Genomic DNA, 21,391 nt, shown 5'->3' on the forward strand with positions numbered 1-21,391 from the left:
CGATGCCGGGCGGACAGCCACGGCTGCCGAAACGAGAGAGACACGAGAAAGCACGAGAAAGCACGAGAAAGCACGAGAAGGCCGCGCGGACCGCCGAAACCGTCCCCGCGACCTGCGCAGTCGTGTGTCAGTGCCCGACGGATCGCACATGCGTGCGTCACGGCCCGCCGGATCGGCCGGGCCGTGACGCACGCGTCGCGTGCTCCGTCAATGCTTGAACACGTCCTTGGCCTTCTCCTTCGCCTGACGGGCGTCGCCCTTGGACTTCTCCATCTGCCCCTCGGCGGCCATTTCCTCGTTGCCCAGCGTGCGGCCTAGCGCCGCCTTCGCCTTGCCCTTCATCTGTTCCTTCTTGGCCTTGCCCTTCTGGTCCCCAGCCACTGACGATCACTCCAAACCGCTGTCGGCGTGCGATTGCTCCAGCACCGGGTGACCCTTGCCGGGGCACCTCAAACGGGCAGTCGGCCGTTCACGCTCCGTCATCGCCGCGGCCGGGCCTCAGCCGCCGAGCGCAGCCAGCACCACGTCCTTCGCCTCGTCCTGCACCCGGGCGAGGTGATCGGCGCCGAGGAACGACTCCGCGTAGATCTTGTAGACGTCCTCGGTGCCCGAAGGACGGGCCGCGAACCAGGCGTTGGCGGTGGTCACCTTGATGCCGCCGATGGGCGCGTCGTTGCCGGGCGCCCGGGTGAGCACCGAGGTGACCGGCTCCCCGGCGAGGGTGTCCGCGCGGACCTGTGCCGGGGAGAGCTTGGCGAGCAGCGCCTTCTCCTCCCTGGTCGCCGGGGCGTCGATGCGCGCGTAGGCCGGTTCGCCGAAGCGCTCGGTGAGCGCGGCGTAGTGCTCCGACGGCGTCCTCTCCGTCACCGCGGTGATCTCGGAGGCGAGCAACGCCAGCAGGATGCCGTCCTTGTCGGTGGTCCACACCGAGCCGTCCCGGCGCAGGAACGACGCGCCGGCCGACTCCTCGCCGCCGAAGCCCAGCGAACCGTCCACCAGTCCGTCGACGAACCACTTGAACCCCACGGGCACTTCGACCAGTCGACGGCCGAGGTCGGCGGCGACCCGGTCGATCATCCCGGACGACACCAGCGTCTTGCCGACCCCCGCGTCGGCGGGCCACTGCTCGCGGTGGGCGAACAGGTAGGCGATGGCGGTGGCCAGATAGTGGTTGGGGTTCATCAGCCCGGCGTCCGGTGTGACGATGCCGTGCCGGTCGGCGTCGGCGTCGTTGCCGGTGGCGATCCGGAAGCGGTCGCGCTGTCCGATGAGCGAGGCCATGGCGTGCGGCGACGAGCAGTCCATACGGATCTTCCCGTCCCAGTCCAGCGTCATGAACCGCCAGGTGGGGTCGGTGAGCGGGTTGACCACGGTCAGGTCGATCCGGTGCTGCTCGGCGATCCGGCCCCAGTAGGCGACCGAGGCCCCGCCGAGCGGGTCGGCGCCGATGCGCACGCCGGCCGCGCGGATCGCGTCCAGGTCCAGCACGCCGGGCAGATCGGCTACGTAGGCGCCCAGGAAGTCGTGGCGGCCGGTGCCGGGGGCGGCGAGGGCCTGCCGATAGGTCACCCGTCGTACGTCCTTGAGTCCGCCGGTGATGATCTCGTTGGCCCGGTCCTGGATCCAGGAGGTCGCGTCGGAGCCCGCCGGTCCGCCGCTCGGCGGGTTGTACTTGAAGCCGCCGTCGGCGGGCGGGTTGTGCGAGGGGGTGACCACGACCCCGTCCGCGAGACCCGAGGTGCGGCCCCGGTTGTGGGTGAGGATGGCGTGCGAGACGGCCGGGGTGGGTGTGTAGCCGTCGGCGCTGTCGACGAGCACGGTGACGTCGTTGGCCGCGAACACCTCCAGGGCGGTGACCCGGGCGGGTTCCGACAGGGCGTGGGTGTCGGCGCCGAGGAACAACGGGCCGTCGGTGCCCTGGGACTTGCGGTACTCGCAGATCGCCTGGCTGGTCGCGGCGATGTGGTCCTCGTTGAAGGCCGTCGCCAGGGACGATCCGCGGTGCCCTGAGGTACCGAACGCCACGCGCTGTCCTGGGTCGGCCGGGTCCGGGTGCAGCGCGTAGTACGCCGTGACCAGCCGGGCGACGTCGATGAGGTCCTCGGGTCCGGCCTGCCTGCCCGCTCGCTCGTGCGGCATCTGCCCGTTCCTCCGTATCGGTTGACCATCGGGTTCCGAGCCCCATCCTCCCTCGCCCCGGCGGCGGTCCGCGAGTACCGCACCGCCCCTGGACGGCTCCCGCCGCGCGTCCGTGCCAGGGTGGGAACGTGACGGGGGGAAGCTCTTGGCAGCGCATCGGCAGCACATCGGCAGCTAAGGAGAGCCGGTCATGGTCACGTTCCGCACCGCACAGGCCGTCCGGACGACCCCCGAAGGCCTGCTGTGGGAGCCCAGCGAACGCTGGGTACGCGGCCGCAAGGGCGAGGTCACCGTCGTCGACAGCCGCCGTCCCGTCCTCGTCTGGGAACCCGGGCTGCACGTGCCGCAGTACGCCTTCCCCCGCGCGGAGGTCCGCACGGACCTGCTGCGCACCGCCCGCAACCCACCGGTCCCGCCCGAGCCGGGTACCCCGGACCCGAGCCTCGCGCCGGGCGCGCACGCCGGGTCGCGGATCTTCTACGACCTGGAGGTGGGCGGCGAGCTCCTGGAGAACGCCGCCTGGACCTATCCCGCCGCCGACCTGGCCGGTCACATCGCCTTCGAGTGGTCCACGCGCTCGGGCCGCGGCCTCGACCGCTGGTTCGAGGAGGAGGAAGAGATCTTCGTCCATCCTCGCGACCCGCACAAACGGGTGGACGCCCTGCCCAGCAGCCGGCACGTCGTCGTCGAGATCGAGGGCACGGTCGTCGCCGACTCCCACCGTCCGGTCCTGCTGTTCGAGACCGGTCTGCCGGTGCGTCACTACCTGCCGCGCGAGGACGTCCGGCTGGATCTGTTCGACGCCACCGGGCACAGCACCGGCTGTCCGTACAAGGGCACCGCCCGGTACTGGTCGTGGCGGGCCGGTGGTGCCGTACCGCAGAACGTCCTGTGGAGCTACCCCGAGCCGCTGCCCGCGGTGGCGGCCGTCGCGGGGCTGCTCGCCTTCTTCGACGAGGCGGTCGACACCACGGTGGACGGCGAACGCCTGGAGCGCCCGGTCACCCCGTTCACGGCCGCTCTCGGCACACCTCCGGCGCGGTAGCGCAGCGGGGGAACTCCCCCTCGCCCATGGTCAGTCGTCGCTCTCGTGGCGCACGAACCAGCAGCCGAGGAGCACCAGTGCTCCCCACACGGCCGCCACCAGGGCGGGCCCGCCCACCGTGGAGCCGTAGGCGATCGCCGGGATCGCGGCAACCATGGCGAACCAGGTCATCAGTCCCCACATGCTGAGCGACTCGGGCAGCCGCCCCCGTGCCCGGCGCACGACGACCGCGCCCGCGCACACGCCGTAGACACCCGGGGCCAGCAGGGCGAGCGCGACGCCGACGGAGAGCTCCGGAACGTCTCCCGGTCTGCGCACGGTCATCGCCCCGAACACCATGAGCGCGACCCCGATGAGCACGGCGAGCGCTCCCCACACGCGCCGCCTCACGACCCCGCCGGGGCGGTGCGTCCCGGGCCACGGTCCCCCGCTGTACGGCTCTTCGCTGGTGCTGGTGCTGGTGCTGGTGCTGGTCATGAGCACGACCCCCCGGCCTCTCCGACACTCCCCTATCGAGAGGACCCGGACCCCGCGTCGGTGATGCAGGACGGAACCGGCGACCGCGTCGTTCCGGTCACGGGCCGGGGACCTGGACCGTCCCGTGCCCGGTCAGGCTCCGCACACAGTCCAGCACCGTCTCCCCGGCGGCCCGCGGCCGCCCTCCCCGGGACCGGCTCCCCCGTCCGGCCGGCCGTCTCGTCGTCGGTCAGACGAGGTGGGCGAAGACGACCAGGTTCTCGGTGTAGTCCTTGGCCTTGTGGTCGTAGTCCCCGGCACACGTGATCAGGCGTGCCTGGGCCTGTGGCGTGTCGGCGTAGACGCGCTGGTCGGGGAAGTCGTCCTTCTCGAACTTCTCGGTGTCGTCCACCTCGAAGGACGCCTTGCGCCCGTCGGCGCGGGTGACGTAGAACCTGTCGCCCTTCTCGAGCTCGGAGAGGTCCGCGAACACGGCCGCTGACGTCGTCGTGTCGACGTGCCCGGCGATGATCGCGGTTCCGGTCTCGCCCGGCGAGGCCCCGTGGGCGTACCAGCCGACGAGATTGGTGTCGTTCGCGGCCGGAGGCTGCAGATGCCCGGTGGGGCCGATGACGAGGTCGGAGAAGGGCGCGTCGACGGAGATCTTGGGGATGAGCAGCCGCTCGGGCCTGGCCCGCGGCAGATGCTTGCCCACCGGAGCCGCGGCCCCCGACGCCCCGCTCTGGAGGGTGCGCGGCGGATACGCGGAATCGGCCGGCGCGTGCCGGCCGCCGGCCAGGATCATCGCCAGCACCAGGAAGGCCGTGCCCCACAGCCACGTGCCCGTCGAACGGGTCCCGGAGGAAGAAGGAGGGGCTGCCATCGGATACCACCTCACTACGGCTCGGCAGCTCAGCGGGAACGGCACACGGGCAGCGGACCGGGCCGTCACGGGGTGCAACCGGTGACGACCCGGCTGCTCTCCGCGTCAGGCACGGTCAGGCCGCGCCCTCGGCCGCCTTCTTCCGTCGCCACGCGTACATGCCCGCCGCCCCGACGCCCAGGACGGCCAGGCCGCCGGTGGAGACACCCGGCGAAGCCAGTGCGCCGCCACCGGCGTGCACGCCGCCGCTGGGACGGTCCCAGTCGTCGTTCCCGGAGTCGTTGCCGCGCCCGCCACCGCCGTCGTTGTTGCCACGGCCGCCGCCGTCGTTGTTGTTGCCGCGCCCGCCGCCGTCGTTGTTGCCGCGCCCGCCACCGTCGTTGCCGTCGCGGCCGTTGTTGCCGCGGCCGCCGCCGTCGTTGTTGTTGTCGTTCCGGTAGGTCTCCGGGTCCTGCTTCGGGTCCACCTTGGGAACCCAGTCGTCGGCCCGCACGACGGCCAGCGCGCCGCCACCGGCGTGGATTCCCCCGCGCGGCGAGCCGTAGCCGCCGCCGTCGTCGCGTTCCCGGTCGGAGGACGAGTCCCGGCCGCTGTCCTTGCCTTGCTCCCTGCTGTAGGACGAGTCCTGATCGTTGTTCGAGTCGTCGCCGGTCGCGTGGGCGCCGGGGGTGGCGATCGCGAGAGCGGCCGTGGCCGCTGCCGTGGCGAGCAACATGCGGGCTGATCGCATGTGAGGGTCCTTCCGTCACAGCCGGGCAGCTGGGCTTTGTCAGCTGAGGTGACCCGACCTTGACGTGATCTACCGTCAGCCACACCACTGCGTCGCACCATCCGGGGCGCTCAGTCGGGTTACCCTGCGCCCCGTCCGGCCGTCTTCCGGTTGCCGACCGACCCGGCACCGGATCGGTCGGCCCGCTCCCGGCCGCCGGGCCCGGCCGGACTCAGCCGGCCGCCAGGAGCACCGCCAGTGCCGTCGCCGTGTCGGGGTGACGGTCCACCAGCGCCGCCCCGCGCGGACCGGCGGCCGTCGCCTCCCAGGCTCCGTCGCAGCCCAGCAGACCGGCCACCGCGTCGCAGGCCACGGGGTGGGCGGCGAGCAGCGCGACACCCCGGCCGGCCTCCGCCGGGCGCGCCGGAGCCAGGGCACCCGGGCCCGGCGCCTCCCGCCACGGTGGCACCCAGGCGTCCAGCGCCGCGAGCCGGCCCGGGAAGATCCGGCCCGCCTCGCGGATCAACAGGGGCGCCAGTTCGGCGCCGCCGTCCCGCAGGGTGGTGATCAGGGTCGGCAGCCAGGGCAGCAGCACGGGATCCGGCAGTCGCGCGAACGCGTTCGACACCGCTTCCACGACGAAGTCGGTGAGGCCGGGCACCGGCTCCAGGGCCTGGACGAAGCCGCTGAGGTAGCGCGGGTAGGCGGACACCACCAGAGGGTTGTCCAGCAGTTCGTCGCACCGTGCCCGCAGATCCGCGCGGGTCAGATGGCCGAGCTGGGTCCGGGCCGCCCACAGCAGCGCGGTCTTCGGCGGGTCCTCCGGGTGGGACTGCGCGACCGCCAGCTCGAGCTGGGTGCGGTCGCAGCCCAGCGACAGCGCCAGACCCTCCATGCTGAACAGGAAGCCGAGCATCGCGGCGACCTGACGGACACCGGCGTCCTCGTCGGTGAACGCCGTCGGCAGCAGGGTGCAGTAGTGCGCGTATCCCGCCTTGACGAAGCGCTCGATCCACGACGGCAGCACCGGCTCGCCGGTGCGGTAGAACGCCAGGAGCCTGCGGACCCGGCGCAGCACCTCCGGCGCGCCGTCGACGCTGCGCTCGGCCGCCAGGGTCTCCAGGGCGCGGGCGCCGAGCTCGTCGGCGAGCCGACGGCTGCGCAGATAGAGGGTCGCGTCCTCGACGGTCTCCAGGACGGTCGCCGTGGTCGCCCGCGGCGCGTACGCCGTGCGCCGCAACCGCTGCTCCAGGACCTGCTCGATGCTGATGCCCTCGTAGCCGAGCTCGATGAGGGCGCGCTGATGGGTGCCCAGCGCCAGGTCCCAGGACTCCTGGATCGGCCGCTCGCCCAGGCGCCGCTCCCCCATGATCGGGCGCGCGGCGCCCTGCGGCAGCAGATATCGCAGCATCCACAGCACATCGGAGCAGCGCTCCAGCTCGGGCCGGGAGGCGATGTCCAGCAACGCCCGCTGCACACCGCGCTGTTCGAGCCGCAGACCCAGATGCTTCAGCCGGTCGTGCACGTCGCGGGCCAGGGGCGGCAGGGCGTCGTAGCCGACCTGGCCGATCCGGTCGCCGCCCATCATGATCTCGACCAGGCGGCGCACGTCGCGCCGGCCCGGCACGGTGTCCTTCTCGATGCAGGTGACGGCCGCGTCCTGGAAGTCGTACGGCGTCGGCCTGGCCCGGTCGCGCATGCCCGCGAGGAGGATCGACGTCTCGAACACCGCGATGGCGTCGGCGGTGGAGGCGAGATAGCCGTTGCGGCGCGCGGCGCGCACGATCTCCACCGACCAGTCGAGCAGTTCCGCCTCGTCGAGCGGGTCGAGGACGGGCGGCCGCCGCAGGAAGCCGGACAGCCGGTCCGCGGCCGGTCCGGTCGGGTCCGCGGCGGTCGGCGCCGCGGCGGCCACGGCCTTCGTGGCCCGGCCGCGCTTGGCGCCGTTCTGTCCGGCGAGGCGGAACGGCTGCACCTTGGTACGCCGCAGGTTCTTCGTCCACACCGTGGCGGCGATCGAGACCGAACCTGCGGCGAGGCCGAACTGCGTCTCGATCGCCGCATGGCTGGACGGGATCAATCCGTGCTGCCACTTGGTCGCGGTGCGCGGAGCGATCTCGAACGTGTCGGCTCCCCGCACGCCGAACTCGGCCACCCGGCTGGCCGCGTGGAACGCGCCGCAGACGTACAGGCAGTCCGCCGGGTCCGTGCCGGTCGCGGTCAGGTGCTCGCGCATCCTGGTCCACATGTGGCGCTCGCGGTCCTCGTCCACGCGCACCCGGTGCTCGTCGCCGGGGGCCAGGCGCCGGAAGAGGCTGCCGATCAGCAGCATGACCTGCCGGTAGGTGTCGTGGTCGCTGTCGCCGAGCGGCAGTTCGACGTACTGGTGCCACCACTCCGACCAGTGTCGTACCCGGCCGTGGCGCAGCAGGTGCTCCTCCAGTTCGGCGAAGCGGGGCCGCAGGTCACCGATCTCCACGCCGACCGCGTCGCCGTGCAGCGCGGCCTCCTCCTCGACCGGCGGGGCGTCCGGGTCGGCCGGTGCGGCAGCCTGCGGTCCTCGCTCGTCCCACTGGTACACGTGGTCCGAGGAACGGTCGACGAGGACCAGTTCCACGCCCGGGGTGTCGAGGGCGTAGGCGATGGCCTGGTACTCGGCCGACGCCTCGGTGATCGGCGCGACCACGGACAGCGGCGCCCACTCGGCCGGAAATCCCTCGGTCTCGGTCGCGAAGGCCTGCACCGCCACCGGGAGCCGGCAGTTGCGCAGTTCGGTCAGCAACGGTGCCATGTCCTCGCACAGTTCGAGATACACGACCTTCGGCTGCTTCTCGCGCAGTCTGCGGGCCATCGCGATCGCCGAGGCGGGCGAGTGGTGGCAGACCGGGAAGATCTCCAGCGGCTCGCGCACCGCGCGGTCGACGTCGTCGACGATGCCGAGGAGGATGCCCTCCAGCGCCCCCGGCCCGTCCGCGAACACAGCCGCGGCTTCCTGGAGCTGACCGCGCAGCGCGCCGAACGCGCTCTCGTCCGGGCCGCTCATGACAGGGTGGCGATCGCGTCGCGGCCGCCCTCCAGGAACTCCGCCCAGGAACCGCCCTCCTCCTTGCTGCGCGGCTCCACCACACCGTGCAGGTACTTGTTGAGGATGGCCAGGTCCTCCGGGTCGCGCCGGGCCAGCGACCCGACGAGCGAGGAGGCGAGGGTGTGCGCGCTCAGCGCGCGCTCGCCGAAGAAGTTGCCGTGCAGGATCGCGTCCTCCAGCACACCGATCTGCTCGGCGGTGGACAGGGCCGATTCCAGCTTCTCGTCGTCGCTGCCGGCCGCGGCCGCGGAGGCGCGCAGGTCGGCGAAGCTCTGGAGCAGCACGTCCAGCAGGGTCGGCGGGACGTCCAGCTCGATCTGGTGCCGGCGCAGCAGTTCCTCGGTGCGGAAGCGGACGATCTCCGCCTCGCTCTTCTTGTTGGTGACCACCGGGATGCGTACGAAGTTGAAGCGCCGCTTGAGCGCCGAGGACAGGTCGTTGACGCCCCGGTCGCGGCTGTTGGCGGTGGCGATGACCGAGAACCCGGGCTTGGCGAAGACGATGTTGCCGTCGTCGTCGCCGGCCAGTTCCGGTACGGAGATGTACTTCTCGGACAGGATCGAGATCAGCGCGTCCTGGACGTCGCTGGTGGAGCGGGTGAGCTCCTCGAAGCGGCCGATCGCGCCGGTCTCCATCGCGGTCATGATGGGCGAGGGGATCATCGACTCCCTCGACTGGCCCTTGGCGATCACCATGGACACGTTCCACGAGTACTTGATGTGGTCCTCGGTGGTACCGGCCGTGCCCTGCACCACGAGCGTGGAGTTGCGGCTGATCGCGGCGGACAGCAGTTCGGCGAGCCAGCTCTTTCCGGTGCCGGGGTCACCGATGAGCAGCAGACCGCGGTCGGAGGCCAGGGTGACGATGGAACGCTCGACGAAGCTGCGGTCGCCGAACCACTTCTGCGCGACCGGACGGTCGAGCCCGTCGGCACGCTCGGAACCGAGGATGAACAGGCGCGCCATCTTCGGGGACAGCCGCCAGGAGAAGGGCTTCGGGCCGTCGTCGATCGACTCCAGCCAGTCCAGCTCCTCGGCGTACTTCAGCTCGGCGGGGGCGCGCAACAGCTCGGACATGTCGATGCCTTTCTGAACAGGTCTCAGCAGGGAAAGAAGAAAAAAGGAAGGAAGGAAGGAAGGAAGAGAAGGAGGCTCGGGGGCCGGACGCCCTGGCTACGGAAGCGCCTCAGGCGAGGAACGTCTTGAGCTCCTGGACGAGCTTGCGGATGTGCCCGGAGATGACCGGTGTGCCGAGATCCTTGAAGCGCTCCCGGAACCAGGGGTTGACGCTCGCGCGGCCGGAACTGGTGACCGAGCCCACGGGAATGAACTTCGCGCCGGAGCGGTGGATGGCGACCATGCTCGCGAACAGCGGCTCGGCGCGCCATTCGTAGAAGTCGGAGATCCACACCACGACGGTGTTGCGGGGCTCGGCGATCTTCGGCTGGGCCAGCGTCATCGCGACCGTTCCGTCGGTGCCGCCGCCGAGGTTGGTGCGCAGCAGGGTCTCGAAGGGGTCGTGCACCCACGGGGTGAGGTCGAGCGCCTGGGTGTCGTACGCGATGAGGTGGACGTCCACCTTCGGCAGCCCGGCGAAGATCGACGCGAGGATGGTGCAGTTCACCATCGAGTCGACCATCGAGCCCGACTGGTCCACGACGACGATCAGCCGCTGGGGTGTCGTCCTGCGGGCGGTGTGCCGGTAGTAGAGGCGGTCGACGTACAGCCGCTCCTCCTCCGGGCTCCAGTTGGTGAGGTTCTTCCAGATGGTGCGGTCGAGGTCGAGGTTGCGGAACACCCGCTTGGGCGGCACCGAGCGGTCCAGGGCGCCGACGGACGCCTTCTCCACCTGGGTCCGCAGGACCGCGGAGACCTCCTCGACGAAGCGCCGGATCAAATCCTTGGCGTTGGCGAGGGCCACCCCGGACAGGTTGTCCTTGTCCCGCAGCAGCTGCTCTATCAGCGACATGCTCGGCGTGAGCCGGGCCGCCAGCCGGGGATCGGCGAGCACCTCGCGCAGCCGCATCCGCCGGACGAGTTCGGCCTCGATGGCGCCGAGTTCCGGCCCGATCGCCGGTATCAGCCGGCTGAGGTCGGGCGTGCCGGCGCCGCCGCCGGAGCCGATGGGGCTGACGCCCGGGCCGCCGGCGGCCCGGCCGCCGCGCAGCTCGCCCGGCTTGCAGCCGAGGGCGCGCTCCAGCCAGCCCGCGTCGGACTGCCAGCGAGAGAGCTGTCCCGCGGTGACCGTGCCCGGGGGCGAGGCGAACACGTTGAGCAGCACCTTCGACACCAGCGCGGCACGGCGGACCTCGGCGTCCCGGTCACGTCCGGCGTCTTCGGCCTCGGCCTCCGCCCCGACCTCGGCGTCGGTGGCGCTCTCCGGTTCGTCCTCGTGCCGGGTCTCCGGTCGGGGGACCATCAGCCCGTCCAGCTCGGCGGCCAGTTCCGGGTGGCGCTGCACGATCGAGTCGACGGAGGTCTGCGGGTCGAGGAGCGCGGGCGGCAGGCCGATGTCCTCGACGACGGCGAGGCTCGACGACTCCAGGGTCGGCTGCTCCTCGTGGTCGAACAGCCGGGCGAGCAGTCGCCAGTACAGCGCTTGGCGACGGTTGTCGTACGGGTTCGCTTCCGGGTGGTGTCCATGCGTCGGCTCGGTCATTTGCGCAGCAGCCTTCCGGCGCGCTCGCGCAGCACCACCACGGCGTCGGCGGCGGCCTTCTCCGCCCGGGCGCCCGCCTTGTCGGCCGTGCCGCCGACCCAGCCGCCGGCGTGGATCGCGACGGCCTTCTTGCGTACGGTCGTCTCGACGGCGAGCGGCTGGACCCCGAACGTCCCGGCGTCCCAGCGCAGCAGTCCGATGCAGGCGCCGGAGGCCTCGACGGCCTCGGGCGTGAGCGGTCCGGCGACCGGAATGCGGTCGGTGTCGACGACCAGGGGCTGCCCGGCGACGGTGAACGTCAGCACGTCGCCGCCCGGTCGGTCGTCCTGCCCGTCCTGCCCGCCGTCCTGCGCGGCCTCCCCCGGCGTCGCCTGCGGCTCGGCCTTGCGGACGGTGTACCCCTCCAGGAACACGGGGACGGCGATGCGGGCCGGGTGCCGGTCCAGCGGTACGGTCGCCGCGGCCGTCGCGGTCGGCAGGGCGACGCGGGCGGTGGCGAAGGCGTCGGCCGGCTCGCCCGGCCGGGCGTGCTCGTCGCTCCAGATCAGGTCGCCCTCGGCGGTGAGCGGCATGTCGGTGATGTCCATCGAGCGGCCCTCGCCGACCGCGGCCAGCAACGACATGTGCGGGCGCAGCAGTTGCCACACACCGGCGCCGACGACCGTGTCCGGCTTGGGGACCGCCACACCGGCCCGCACCAGGCGCGGCGGCGTCCCGTCGGCGGGTTCGAGCACCGCGTGGACCTGGGCCTGCGCGGCGGTGGCGTGTTCGTGCACGTCGACGCCGAGGGGCAGCAGGCGTCCGGTGACCGCGGCGACGGCGGGCGTGTCGGTGGCGCCGGGCAGGGTCAGGAGCATCGCGCGTGACCACAGGTCGGCCCAGCGGCGGACCGGGACATGTTCCAGGGCCGCTCCGGGGCAGGACGCGGCGAGTTCGGCGGCGAAGCCGTCGAGGAGCGTCGCCAGCCGGCGCAGGGACGGGTCGGGGAGCATCGCGGAGACGACCTGTGCGGATCCGGCGACCACGTCGTGGTCGATGCCCTGCCATCCGGCGCGCGCCAGGTCGGCCAGCCAGGAGCGGGCGGCGGCGAGCAGGTTCGCGGCCTGCGCTCCGGCGGACGCCGGGGCCGTGTCCCCGCCGTGCGGCCGACCGGTCAGCTCCTCGACGCGGGCCACCAGGGCGTCGTGCACGGAACCCAGCAGTGCGGTGCGGGCCGCCGCGAGGGCGACGAGGTGGTCCTCGCCCGCGGCTCCGGCCGCCGCCTTCTCGGCGGCCTCGGCGACCCGGGCGGCCAGCGGGGAACCGGCGACAGCCTGCGCGAACTCCGTGAGGGCCGCGGCCTGGTCGGGCCGGGGACGCAGCAGACCGCCGACGAGGGCCCGGTCGAACGCGTCGACGGCGGCCAGTGCCTCGTCGAGCCCGCCGATCTCCTCGGTGAGCGGGCCGGTGCCTTCCGCCGGTCCGGGGCGGGAGGTGTGCGCGGGCATCGCCGGCACGGTCCGCCTGGCCGGCGGGAACCACTGCATCTCCGGCAACGGGCCGCTGGTGGGGGCGAGTTCGAGGTAGGCCAGGTGACGCAGGAACCGGCTGAAGACCGGGGCGGCGGCCGTCGAGTCCGCCTGCGCGGGACGGGTGCCGATCATGTCGACGGTGATGCTCTGCGCGCTGGGCTGGCCGTCGGTCCCGGCGGACTCGATCCGCAGGTAGCGGGCGACGCGCTCGGCGCCGTACTGGAGCACCGCCTCGTTGACCAGGGCTCGTATGTGGTTGCAGAACGAACCACGGGCGCCACCGCAGGGCCGGTTGTTGTTGGTGCTGCAGGCGAACGCGTACGTCCGGGCCGCGATCGACGAGACGTAGACCCGCTCGATGTCCGAGCCGCTGGACACCACTCCCTGGAGGCGTCCGTCGGCCAGTTCGACGAACGGGACCTTGGCGAGCTTGCGTGGCATGGCGGGTGGGACCACCCGTGCCGTGCTCGACCTCTCCCAGTCTGACAACGCGCCATCTCCTTTGCGCCCAGGGGATTGTCACCCCGGATCGGCGGGACACGGCAGAACATACGGGCCACCACTGACAATGGCCCTGGGCACGGCTCCCGGGCCGTCGTCAGTCCTCCGGGTAGAGGGCCTGCGCGATGCGCTGGTGGAGGTCGTGCTGGCCCTCCCCGGGCGGGGTGGGGGCGGCCTCGACGACGGCGCGGGCGACGGTGCGCAGCTTCACGTTCGTCTGCTGGCTGTGGCGGCGCAGCACCCGGAGGGCCACGTCCTCGTCCACGCCGTACAGCGCCATCAGGACACCGCGGGCCACGTCCACGTCCTCCTGCGAGGCACGGGCGCGCGCGATGTCCGCGTCCGCCGACTCCTGCGCGTGCTTGTGGACCGGTTCGGTGACGTCGACGACGAAGCCCCGCAGGACGACCACGGAGTCGTCGTCGGCCCGGCCGTCGCCCACGAGCACGGCGTGCCGCTCCTGTCCGTCACGGGTCAGGAGCCGGTAGTACGTGCTGAACGGCGTCCCCGTGCGCAGTCCGCGGTCCCACAGCCGGCGGATGCCCTCCCGGTCCTCGGGGTGCACGTGCCGGTCCAGTATGGCGCCGCTCGCCGGGGGCTCGTCGGAGTCGTAGCCCAGCAGGCGGTACATGTCGTCGGACCACCACCAGGCCTCCTCGGGCACCCTGAAGAGGAACACGCCGGTGAGTGCCTCCGTGCCGTCCGCCGGACCGACCGGTTCCTCCGTCACCGCGCCATACCTCCCGTGGCAGGTCCCTCCGGGCCCCCTCGCCCTGCCTGGCAGGCTCGCCCTACGGGAAGTCTGGCATCACTGCTTCCCCCGCGCCGCCGGAGCACGGCACGGAGGCGGGCGGCGGCGGGGGCCGAAGCCCGGGGCACCGGCCGACCCGCGCCGACAGCGGTCCGTACGGGCGTCACTCCATCAGTCCCGCGGCCAGGGTCGCGCCGAGTTCCCAGCACGCCCGCACATCGGCCTTGGCCGGCTCGCCGGTCACGGTCACCGGTTCGGCGGCACGGCGCCAGCCGAGACCCGTCGTGATCGTCTCGATGCCGCGCACCGCTCCCGTGACGTCGTTGCCGCCGTGCACGTAGAAGCCGAACGGCCGGCCCCGGGTCGTGTCGAGGCAGGGGTAGTAGACCTGGTCGAAGAAATGCTTCAGCGCGCCGGACATGTACCCGAGGTTCGCCGGGGTGCCCAGCAGGAACCCGTCGGCGGCGAGCACGTCGGAGGCCGTGGCGGACAGCGCCGCCCGCCGTACGACGTCGACGTCCTCGATCTCCGGGTCGCTCGCGCCGGAGACGACGGCCTCGAACATGGCCTGACAGTGGGGCGACGGCGTGTGATGCACGATCAGCAAGGTGGGCACACTCCCGAACCCTGCCGTCCGGGCGGCCCGGACCGCAAGCCGGACCGCCCGGGGCGCACCCGCTCCGGGTGCTACCCGGCGGCGGTGGTGACCGCCGGGATGCGCTCCAGGACGCCGCCCGCGAACACGTCGTACAGCGGCAGGGTCTCCAGGTGGACGTAGCCGATGTGGCAGTCGCAGGCGGTGAGGGGGCAGGGGCGCGGGCGCAGGGCCGCACGGTAGGAGCCGTCGTAGAGGTTGCCCAGTTCGGCGCGGACGAAGTGGCAGCGCCGCACGGTGCCGTCGCCGTCGACGGAGATCACGGACTCCCCGGTGCGGCACGGCAGGCCCGCGCTGGCGTGCGGGCGGCGGCTGTAGGGGAAGAGCGGGTCCAGCGCGGTCCACAGGTCGGCCTGCGCGTCGTCGTAGGTGTGGCCCTCCGCGGCGTTGACCCACAGGTACACGTGCGGCGGGAGTTCGGCGCGCAGCCGCCGGGCGGCCTCCAGGTGCTCGGGCAGCCCGACGATGCCGACGCTGAAGCGCACGCCGAGCCGGACCAGTTCACGGCACTTGGCCAGGAAGCGGTCGTACGGGGTCTGGCCGGGGTGGTAGGTGCACCACAGGGCGAGGGTGTCGGGGTCGGCGTCCGCCAGCCAGTCGGTGCGGCAGCTCAGGTTGGTCTGGATGGCCACGCGTCGGATGTGCGGCTGGTGGGAGAGCTCGGTCAGGGTGCGCCGGTACCAGGACCGGACCAGGCCCTCCCCCCACGGGGTGAACAGCAGCGAGAGGCGGTCGGTGGTGCAGTCCGCGGCCCAGCCGGCGAACCGTTCCAGCGCGGCCCGGTCCGCGCGCAGTTGCTCGCGGCTGTCGCGGCGCTTGGCGAAGGGGCAGTACGGACAGTCGTAGTCGCAGGAGGCCAGCGGGCCGCGGTAGAGCAGGGTCAGGTCCATCGGGGCGCGCTCACTTCCTCTCGTAGGCGGCCATGGCGGCCCGCACGGCCGGGGAGAACAGCTCGGGGCCGATCGCGTCGGAGTGGGCCAGGCCCTCGGGGGTCAGGCGCAGGGTCGCGGACGCGCCCGGGTCGACGGGTTCCAGCCAGCCCAGGGACGCGAAGCGCGCCAGTTCGGGTCCGAAGTCGTCGGCGGGGGTGCGCCCGTCGAAGCGGCCCGCGTAGTCGGCGAGCGGCAGTCCCTCCGCCTGGAGCAGGGACTGGAGCAGGTGGCGCCTGCGGGCCTCGTCGGAGTCCATCGGGCGGCCGTACTCAGCGTGGGCGAAGTCGGCGGCGGGCCGCGAGACGTAGTCGTCGATGATGGAGCGGATCTCGTGCATGCCGACGGCGTAGTCGAAGGAGTAGTGCAGGTCCGCGGTGTAGGAGCGGGCGCCGCAGCCCAGGCCGATCATGCCGTCGGTCTGGCAGGCGTAGTCGTCCGTGCCCTGGGGCGGGGCGTCCGCGCGCCGGAACATGCGCATCGACTGCTGCTCGTACCCGTGTGCGAGCAGGTGGTCGCGGCCCAGCCGGTACAGGCGCAGGCGCTGTGCGTCCCAGGCCGGGTCGGTGTCGCCCGCGCGGCGGCCGAGGCCGGTCAGCGGGCGGATGTAGAGCGGGTAGAGGTACAGCTCCTCCGGCCGCCAGGCCAGGGCCGCGTCCAGGGAGCGCAGCCAGGAGGCGTCCGTCTGGCCGTCGATGCCGTAGATCAGGTCGATGTTGAGCACGGGTATCCGGGCGTCGCGGACGCGGCCGAGCGCCGCCTCGACGTCGGCCCGGCGCTGCGGGCGTACGGCCGCTCGGGCCTCGGTGTCGTCGAAACTCTGCACACCCAGGCTGAGGCGGGTGGTGCCGCGGGCGGCCAGGACCTCGAGCCGGTCGGCGCTCGCCGTGGCGGGCGAGGCCTCCACCGAGAGCGGTACGGCCCGCAGGTCGGCGCCCATGCGGTGTTCGGCGATGTCGCACAGCCGCTCCAGCTCGGCGGCCGTGAGGAAGGTGGGGGTGCCGCCGCCGAAGGCCGCGGTGGCGAACCGGACGGGCTCCGCGTCGCCGAGCGCGTCCCGCACGGCGGTCGCCTGCCGGTCGAGGGCGTCCAGGTAGGCGCCGGTCAGACCGTCCGGGGCGCCGATGCGGGTGAACAGGTTGCAGAAGCCGCAGCGGACCTCGCAGAACGGTATGTGGAGGTAGAGCGAGAGGGTGTCCTTCGGCTCCGCCGCCCAGAGCGTGCGCAGCCGGGGGCGGTCGGTCAGTTTCCGGTAGGCCGTCTTGTGCGGGTAGGCGTAGACGTAGCTCTGGTACGGGCTGACGTGTCCCGCGGGTTCAGTGCGCGGGCGGGGGCCGGTCGCGGCGGTCATCGGGTGGCCTCCGTCGGGGCGGACGCCGCGGGGGCGGACGTCTGGGCGGACGTCTGGGCGGGCGTCCGGTCGGGCGTCCGGTCGGGCTTCGGGTCGAGCAGGAAGTGGGCGTAGGGCACGGTCCAGACGGACGGGTGGCCGATGCGGTGACCGGTGTAGCCGTCCTCGCCGTACGCGGTGCCGTGGTCGGAGCAGACGATCGCGAAGCAGGGGCGTCTGCTGCTCGCGGCGGCGAACAGGCGGCCGATGTGCCGGTCCACGTATTCCAGGGCGGCGGCGTGCGTCTCGCGGGTGTCGCCCGCCTCCTTGGTGGCGCCGGGCAGGTGGAACCAGTTGGGCTGGTGCAGGGCGGCCACGTTGACGAACAGGAACAGGCGCTGCTCGTCGGGCAGTTCACGGATCAGCCGCTCGGCGCAGGCCACCTGGTTCTCGAAGGACGTGGGCGAGGCGACACCGAACTCCGGCTCCCAGTGGGACTCCTGGAAGAGTCCGGGCAGCACCGAGCCCAGCGGGCCCTGCTTGTTGAAGAAGCCGACTCCCCCGACGCACGCCGTGTGGTACCCGGCCTCGGCCAGGCCGGAGACGAAGTCCGGGGTGTCGTAGACGAAGGTGCGCTCGGCGGTGGTCTCGCTGCCCGCGAAGCTCGCCGCGAACAGCCTTGCGTGCGGGCCGGGTTCGGCGGGCGTCGGCAGGAAGCCGGCGAACATCGCCTGGTGGGAGGCGTAGGTGAAACTTCCCGGGGCGTGCCGACGCTGCCAGCGGCCGTCGGGGAGATGGCGGGCCAGGTTGGGGATGCGGCCGGCCGCGGCCAGTTCGGCGGCGACGTCGTGGCGCAGGGTGTCCAGCGTGACGAGCAGGATGTCGTGGCTGCCGACGATCTCGTTCATGTCGGGGTCGCTCGCGTCCGTGCGGTGCGGCGGGGACGTCGGTTCAGGCGCTGGCATCGGTGGTTCCTGTCCTGTACGGGTCTTGCGGGTCTTGCGGGTCTTGCGGGTCTTGCGGGTCTTGCGGGTCGAGCAGGTCATGCGGGTCGAGCCGGTCGTGCGGTGCGGTCCGTCTCGGGGGCGGGGCTGTGGCCGTGGGGGCCGAGCCCCTTGGGCGGGCCGGGGGCGGGTGGCGCAGGATCGCGGCCACCTGGGCCGCGTAGGTGTCGCGGCCCTCCGCTCCGCTGCCCGGCAGCCCGGTCAGCCGGGGCAGCAGGTCGCCGAAGGCGTTGACCTCGCCGACCGCGAACCGCCGCCAGCCGACGGCCGGCAGGAGGTCGACGCCCACGCACAGGGTGTTCGGGAAGCAGGCCGCGGCCCGTTCGCACACGTCGAGGGCCTCCGGCCAGCGGGCTCCGGCCGCCTCGACGGCCGCACGGGCCTCGTCGAGGTCGCCGCGGCTGCCGCCGAGGTGCAGATTGGTCAGCGGCGAGGCGCTGGTGCGGACCACGGCGTGGGTGGCCCGGCCGGCCACCACGACGACCCGCAGATCGGCGGCCCGGCCCCGCTGCGACGCCTTGGGGAACCAGCGTTCGAGATGCAGGCCGTCCGGGGCCAGCGCGTCCACGATCGCCGCGATGTCCTGCTCCCGTTCGTAACGGCGGATCCCGAGGGAGTTGAACAGCCTTCCGTCCGGGGCGAGTTCGACGGAGGTGGTGGCCCTGATCCGTCCGGCGCCGGACGTCTCGACGGCGAGCACCCCGGACGCCGACGAGCCGTGCGCGGGCTTGACGAAGAGCCTCGGCATCCGGTGCGCGCGCATCAGCGCCCGTACGTCGTCCCAGCCGCGCACCGCCGCCGGTGCCGCCCCCCGCTCCCCCGCCGCCCCCTCCGCCGCCGAGGTGGGTGAAGCGGGGACCGGGACTCCCGCCGCGGTCAGGACGGCGTGGCAGCGCCGCTTGTCGAACAGGACCGCCAGCTCGTCCGGGTCGTCGAGGCGGCGACCGCCGCGCAGCGTGCGCACCGCGCTCATGAGGCCCGCGTACCAGCGGGCCGAGCCCTCGACCCGGGTCGGGTCCCCGGTGCCCCGGAGCAGGCGGTCGACGGCCGGGTTCTCGCCGGGCGAGTCGATGCGGACCACCTCGTCGTCGGCGAAGTCGGCCCCGCCCGAACGCAGCACCTCCTCCCAGGAGACGACGCGCGGCTCGGGCAGCCCGAACCCGGCGACCGCCGCGCCGAACAGCGCGACCCGGCGGTTCTCGGGGTTGCCGACGACCGCGAGGCGGGGACCGGCGCGGTGCGCCGGGTCCGCCTCATTCGCCGACGGCGACATAGCGTCCCTCCACCCCACGGCTTCGGCGATCGGCCGGGGTGAGGACGAGGTCCGTTCCGTGCGGCTCCAGCGACTCGCGCAGCCGCCGGACCAGTTCGGCGCTCATGAAGTGGTGGCTGAGGTCGAGCGAGCGCAGGTGCGAGAGCGGCTGTCCGGACAGCAGGGCGGCACCGCCCTCGTCGCCGAGTGCTCCCATGCTGAGGTCGAGGGAGTCGAGTCCGGCGACGACCGGAGCGGCCGACACCGCCGCCGCTATCCCGTCCTGGATGTCGCTGTTCTGCAGGCCCAGGTGACGCAGGTCCGGGCAGCGGCCCAGGGCGGCCAGGAGCGATTCGACGTCCGCCACCTCGCAGTCGCCGCCGTACCAGGTGGTGCCGAGCCAGAGTTCGAGGTGGCGCAGGGCCGGGAACTCGCAGCCGCCCAGGGCGCGTACCGGATCCCGGGCGAGGCCGCCGGACTCGATCCGCAGGGTGCGCAGCGCGTCGTGGCGCAGCGGTTCGATCACCAGGTCCTCGGCGCCGCGCACGCCCAGTTCCTCCAGCTGGGGCCAGGCACGCAGCACCCGGGTGACGGTGCCCTGCTTGATCCAGGAGATCTCCGACTCCTCGGACTCCACATCCGCGAGGAACAGCGCGCGCAGTCGCGGGAACCGGTGGGACTCGGCCGCGAGCAGTTCGAGGACCGGGTCGATGCCGTCCTCGTCCCACTCCGTCCACCAGGGTCCGAGGACGACGGCGAGGACGTCCTCGGTGCGGACCTCGTCCAGGAAGCCGCGCCAGATCTTCTCGAACGGCGTGTCCCAGTCGGCGGCCAGCTTCCAGGCGACCGTGTCGGCTTCCGGCAGGGGGGCGGGACGGGCGTCGCCGGCCGGGGAGAAGGTGTGGACGGGCAGATTGCGAAAGCGCGTCAGGTGTGAGGGGTAGTAGGCCATGGCTGCGCGCGCTCACTCACCGACGGCGACATAGCGGTACACCGTGCCGTCCTCGTCCCGGTCCTCGTCGGGGTTGCGGCTGTCCAGGTCCAGCTCGACGCCCGCGGGTTCGAGCGTCTCCCGGATCCGCTGCTGGACGGGCTCGCTCAGGTAGTGGTGGTGCAGGTCGAGCCGCTTCAGATGGGTGAGCGGCTGCCCGCCGAGCAGCGCGGCCGCGCCGTCGTCGCCCAGGGTTCCCATGGACAGGTCCAGCACCTCCAGGCGGGCGACCACCGGGGCGGACGCCACGGCCGCGGCGACCTCGTCCTGGATCTCGCTGTTGCGCAGCGCCAGGTGCCGCAGGCGCGGCAGCCGGGCCCCGGACAGGATCGGCTCCAGGTCGGCGGCCTCGGTGTCGGCCCCGTACTGTGGCGTGCCCAGCCAGAGGTCGAGGTGCTCCAGCGCGGGCAGTTCGCTGCCGCCGATGCCGCGCACCACGCGGACGGGGAGCCCGCCGGTCTGCACCGTCAGTCTGCGCAGCGCCGTGTGGCTCAGTGCCTCCAGCCGCAGGTCCGTCCCGCCGCGCACGCCGAACTCCTCCAGAGCCGGGAAGCCGGTCAGCAGCCCGGTCATGTCGGTCTGGTTGATCCAGGAGATCTCGCACTCCTCGTAGACGATGTCGCCGAAGAACAGCGCCCGCAGGGCGGGCAGCCGGTCACGGGCGGCCAGCAGTGCCTCCACGACGTCGGTGGGAGCACTGTCGTACGCCTCCGTCCAGGCACCGACGATCAGCGCGCGCACCCGGGTCGTGTCCACCGCGGCGCGGAAGCGCTCGAAGGCCGCCGTCCACTCCTCCTCGGCGTCGTAGACGCTGCCGCAGATCCGCCAGGCCACGGAGTCGGGTTCGGGCAGCGCCGTCATCGCGTCGGCGTCGGGGAAGTCGAAGACGGGCAGACCGTGGAACTCCTGCAAGTGCTGGCCGATGGTCATGCGGGCTGCTCCTGACGTGCGACGAATGCGGTGGGCGGTGCGCAGCAGTTCTACCAACAGGCACTGACAGCACGCCTCGGCAGGGTCGGCCGCGGCCCGTTGTCAGTGGTGGTCCGTACGGTCTGTGCATGGAGTCCGGTGCGCCGAGCACCGGGCCGGAGGGGAGAGCCGTGTACCGGCAGGGAGACGTGCTGATCGTGCCCGTCGCGGAGGGGGCCGTGCCGGCCCATGTCCCGCACGCGCCGAAGGAGGCGCGGGACACGCGGGGGCGGCTCGTGCTGGCCCTGGGCGAGGTGACCGGCCATGCCCACGCGGTGGTCGGTCCGGGCGAACTGATCCGTGAACCCGGGCCGTTCGGGCCGCTGCTGCTGCATCTGCCGGAGGGCGGCCGGGTCGTGCACGAGGAGCATGCGGCGATCACGCTGCCCAAGGGATGGTTCCGGGTGATCCGGCAGCGGGAGTACGTACCGGGTTCCGTGCGGCTCGTGGCCGACTGAGCGGCACTGTGGGCCGGGCGAGCGGGACGGGCGCGACCGGCGGGACGGGCGCGGGGAGAGGGAAC

The 21,391-nt window shown here is 72.8% G+C and carries 19 protein-coding genes; 2 read left to right on the plus strand and 17 right to left on the minus strand.

Annotated elements, in window-relative coordinates; all coding sequences use genetic code 11:
* Positions 1-207: 207 nt before the first annotated feature.
* Both ACWC24_RS21335 and pgm read right to left on the minus strand, forming a co-directional pair.
* Positions 208-381: a CsbD family protein gene (locus ACWC24_RS21335; RefSeq protein ID WP_450664407.1), complete on the minus strand. Its 174-nt coding sequence runs from the start codon at positions 379-381 to the stop codon at positions 208-210.
* 117 nt (positions 382-498) lie between these two features.
* Entirely contained in the window at positions 499-2,139 is a 1,641-nt protein-coding gene (gene pgm, locus ACWC24_RS21340) for a phosphoglucomutase (alpha-D-glucose-1,6-bisphosphate-dependent) (protein WP_450664408.1), read from the minus strand.
* A gap of 190 nt (positions 2,140-2,329) precedes the next feature.
* Between pgm and ACWC24_RS21345 the strand changes: the two genes are divergently transcribed.
* Positions 2,330-3,184 carry a DUF427 domain-containing protein gene (locus tag ACWC24_RS21345; RefSeq protein WP_450664409.1) on the plus strand — a complete coding sequence of 285 codons (855 nt, stop codon included), beginning with the start codon at positions 2,330-2,332 and terminating at the stop codon, positions 3,182-3,184.
* A 30-nt stretch (positions 3,185-3,214) separates the two neighbouring features.
* Here ACWC24_RS21345 and ACWC24_RS21350 read toward each other — a convergent pair whose 3' ends face one another.
* The 15 genes from ACWC24_RS21350 to ACWC24_RS21420 all read right to left on the minus strand — a co-directional run bounded on the left by ACWC24_RS21350 (position 3,215) and on the right by ACWC24_RS21420 (position 20,829).
* The gene (locus ACWC24_RS21350) at positions 3,215-3,661 is read right to left on the minus strand and encodes a hypothetical protein (protein ID WP_450664410.1); all 447 of its coding nucleotides are present in this window, start codon (positions 3,659-3,661) and stop codon (positions 3,215-3,217) included.
* Positions 3,662-3,890: 229 nt separating this feature from the next.
* Complete coding sequence (locus tag ACWC24_RS21355) at positions 3,891-4,523, minus strand: class F sortase (protein WP_450664411.1); 633 nt, start codon at positions 4,521-4,523, stop codon at positions 3,891-3,893.
* 115 nt (positions 4,524-4,638) lie between these two features.
* Positions 4,639-5,253 (minus strand): hypothetical protein, encoded by a 615-nt coding sequence (locus ACWC24_RS21360; RefSeq protein WP_450664412.1) that lies wholly within the window; start codon positions 5,251-5,253, stop codon positions 4,639-4,641.
* 211 nt (positions 5,254-5,464) lie between these two features.
* A complete protein-coding gene (locus tag ACWC24_RS21365) occupies positions 5,465-8,275 on the minus strand; it encodes a hypothetical protein (protein WP_450664413.1) in 2,811 nt (936 codons plus the stop codon).
* Complete coding sequence (locus tag ACWC24_RS21370; protein ID WP_450664414.1) at positions 8,272-9,393, minus strand: ATP-binding protein; 1,122 nt, start codon at positions 9,391-9,393, stop codon at positions 8,272-8,274. Before ACWC24_RS21370 ends, ACWC24_RS21365 begins: the two co-directional genes overlap by 4 nt.
* Before the next feature lie 109 nt (positions 9,394-9,502).
* The gene (locus ACWC24_RS21375) at positions 9,503-10,975 is read right to left on the minus strand and encodes a vWA domain-containing protein (protein ID WP_450664415.1); all 1,473 of its coding nucleotides are present in this window, start codon (positions 10,973-10,975) and stop codon (positions 9,503-9,505) included.
* The gene (locus tag ACWC24_RS21380) at positions 10,972-12,462 is read right to left on the minus strand and encodes a hypothetical protein (RefSeq protein WP_450664505.1); all 1,491 of its coding nucleotides are present in this window, start codon (positions 12,460-12,462) and stop codon (positions 10,972-10,974) included. Before ACWC24_RS21380 ends, ACWC24_RS21375 begins: the two co-directional genes overlap by 4 nt.
* A 622-nt stretch (positions 12,463-13,084) precedes the next feature.
* Positions 13,085-13,717, minus strand: coding sequence for a PAS and ANTAR domain-containing protein (locus ACWC24_RS21385; RefSeq protein ID WP_450664416.1), 633 nt, complete (start codon positions 13,715-13,717; stop codon positions 13,085-13,087).
* A 184-nt stretch (positions 13,718-13,901) separates the two neighbouring features.
* Complete coding sequence (locus ACWC24_RS21390) at positions 13,902-14,354, minus strand: flavodoxin family protein (protein ID WP_450664417.1); 453 nt, start codon at positions 14,352-14,354, stop codon at positions 13,902-13,904.
* A gap of 71 nt (positions 14,355-14,425) precedes the next feature.
* On the minus strand, positions 14,426-15,283 hold the full coding sequence (locus ACWC24_RS21395) for an STM4011 family radical SAM protein (protein WP_450664418.1): 858 nt from the start codon (positions 15,281-15,283) through the stop codon (positions 14,426-14,428).
* Positions 15,284-15,293: 10 nt separating this feature from the next.
* Entirely contained in the window at positions 15,294-16,673 is a 1,380-nt protein-coding gene (locus ACWC24_RS21400; RefSeq protein WP_450664419.1) for an STM4012 family radical SAM protein, read from the minus strand.
* Entirely contained in the window at positions 16,670-17,560 is an 891-nt protein-coding gene (locus ACWC24_RS21405; RefSeq protein WP_450664506.1) for an STM4013/SEN3800 family hydrolase, read from the minus strand. The genes ACWC24_RS21400 and ACWC24_RS21405 overlap by 4 nt, the downstream gene beginning before the upstream one ends.
* A 43-nt stretch (positions 17,561-17,603) precedes the next feature.
* Entirely contained in the window at positions 17,604-18,929 is a 1,326-nt protein-coding gene (locus ACWC24_RS21410; RefSeq protein ID WP_450664420.1) for an STM4014 family protein, read from the minus strand.
* Positions 18,910-19,860 carry an STM4015 family protein gene (locus ACWC24_RS21415; protein ID WP_450664421.1) on the minus strand — a complete coding sequence of 317 codons (951 nt, stop codon included), beginning with the start codon at positions 19,858-19,860 and terminating at the stop codon, positions 18,910-18,912. The genes ACWC24_RS21410 and ACWC24_RS21415 overlap by 20 nt, the downstream gene beginning before the upstream one ends.
* Before the next feature lie 12 nt (positions 19,861-19,872).
* The gene (locus ACWC24_RS21420) at positions 19,873-20,829 is read right to left on the minus strand and encodes an STM4015 family protein (RefSeq protein ID WP_450664422.1); all 957 of its coding nucleotides are present in this window, start codon (positions 20,827-20,829) and stop codon (positions 19,873-19,875) included.
* Positions 20,830-20,999: 170 nt separating this feature from the next.
* Between ACWC24_RS21420 and ACWC24_RS21425 the strand changes: the two genes are divergently transcribed.
* Entirely contained in the window at positions 21,000-21,326 is a 327-nt protein-coding gene (locus ACWC24_RS21425; protein ID WP_450664507.1) for a hypothetical protein, read from the plus strand.
* Positions 21,327-21,391: the final 65 nt, after the last annotated feature.

The organism is Streptomyces sp. NPDC001443, from assembly GCF_053597355.1.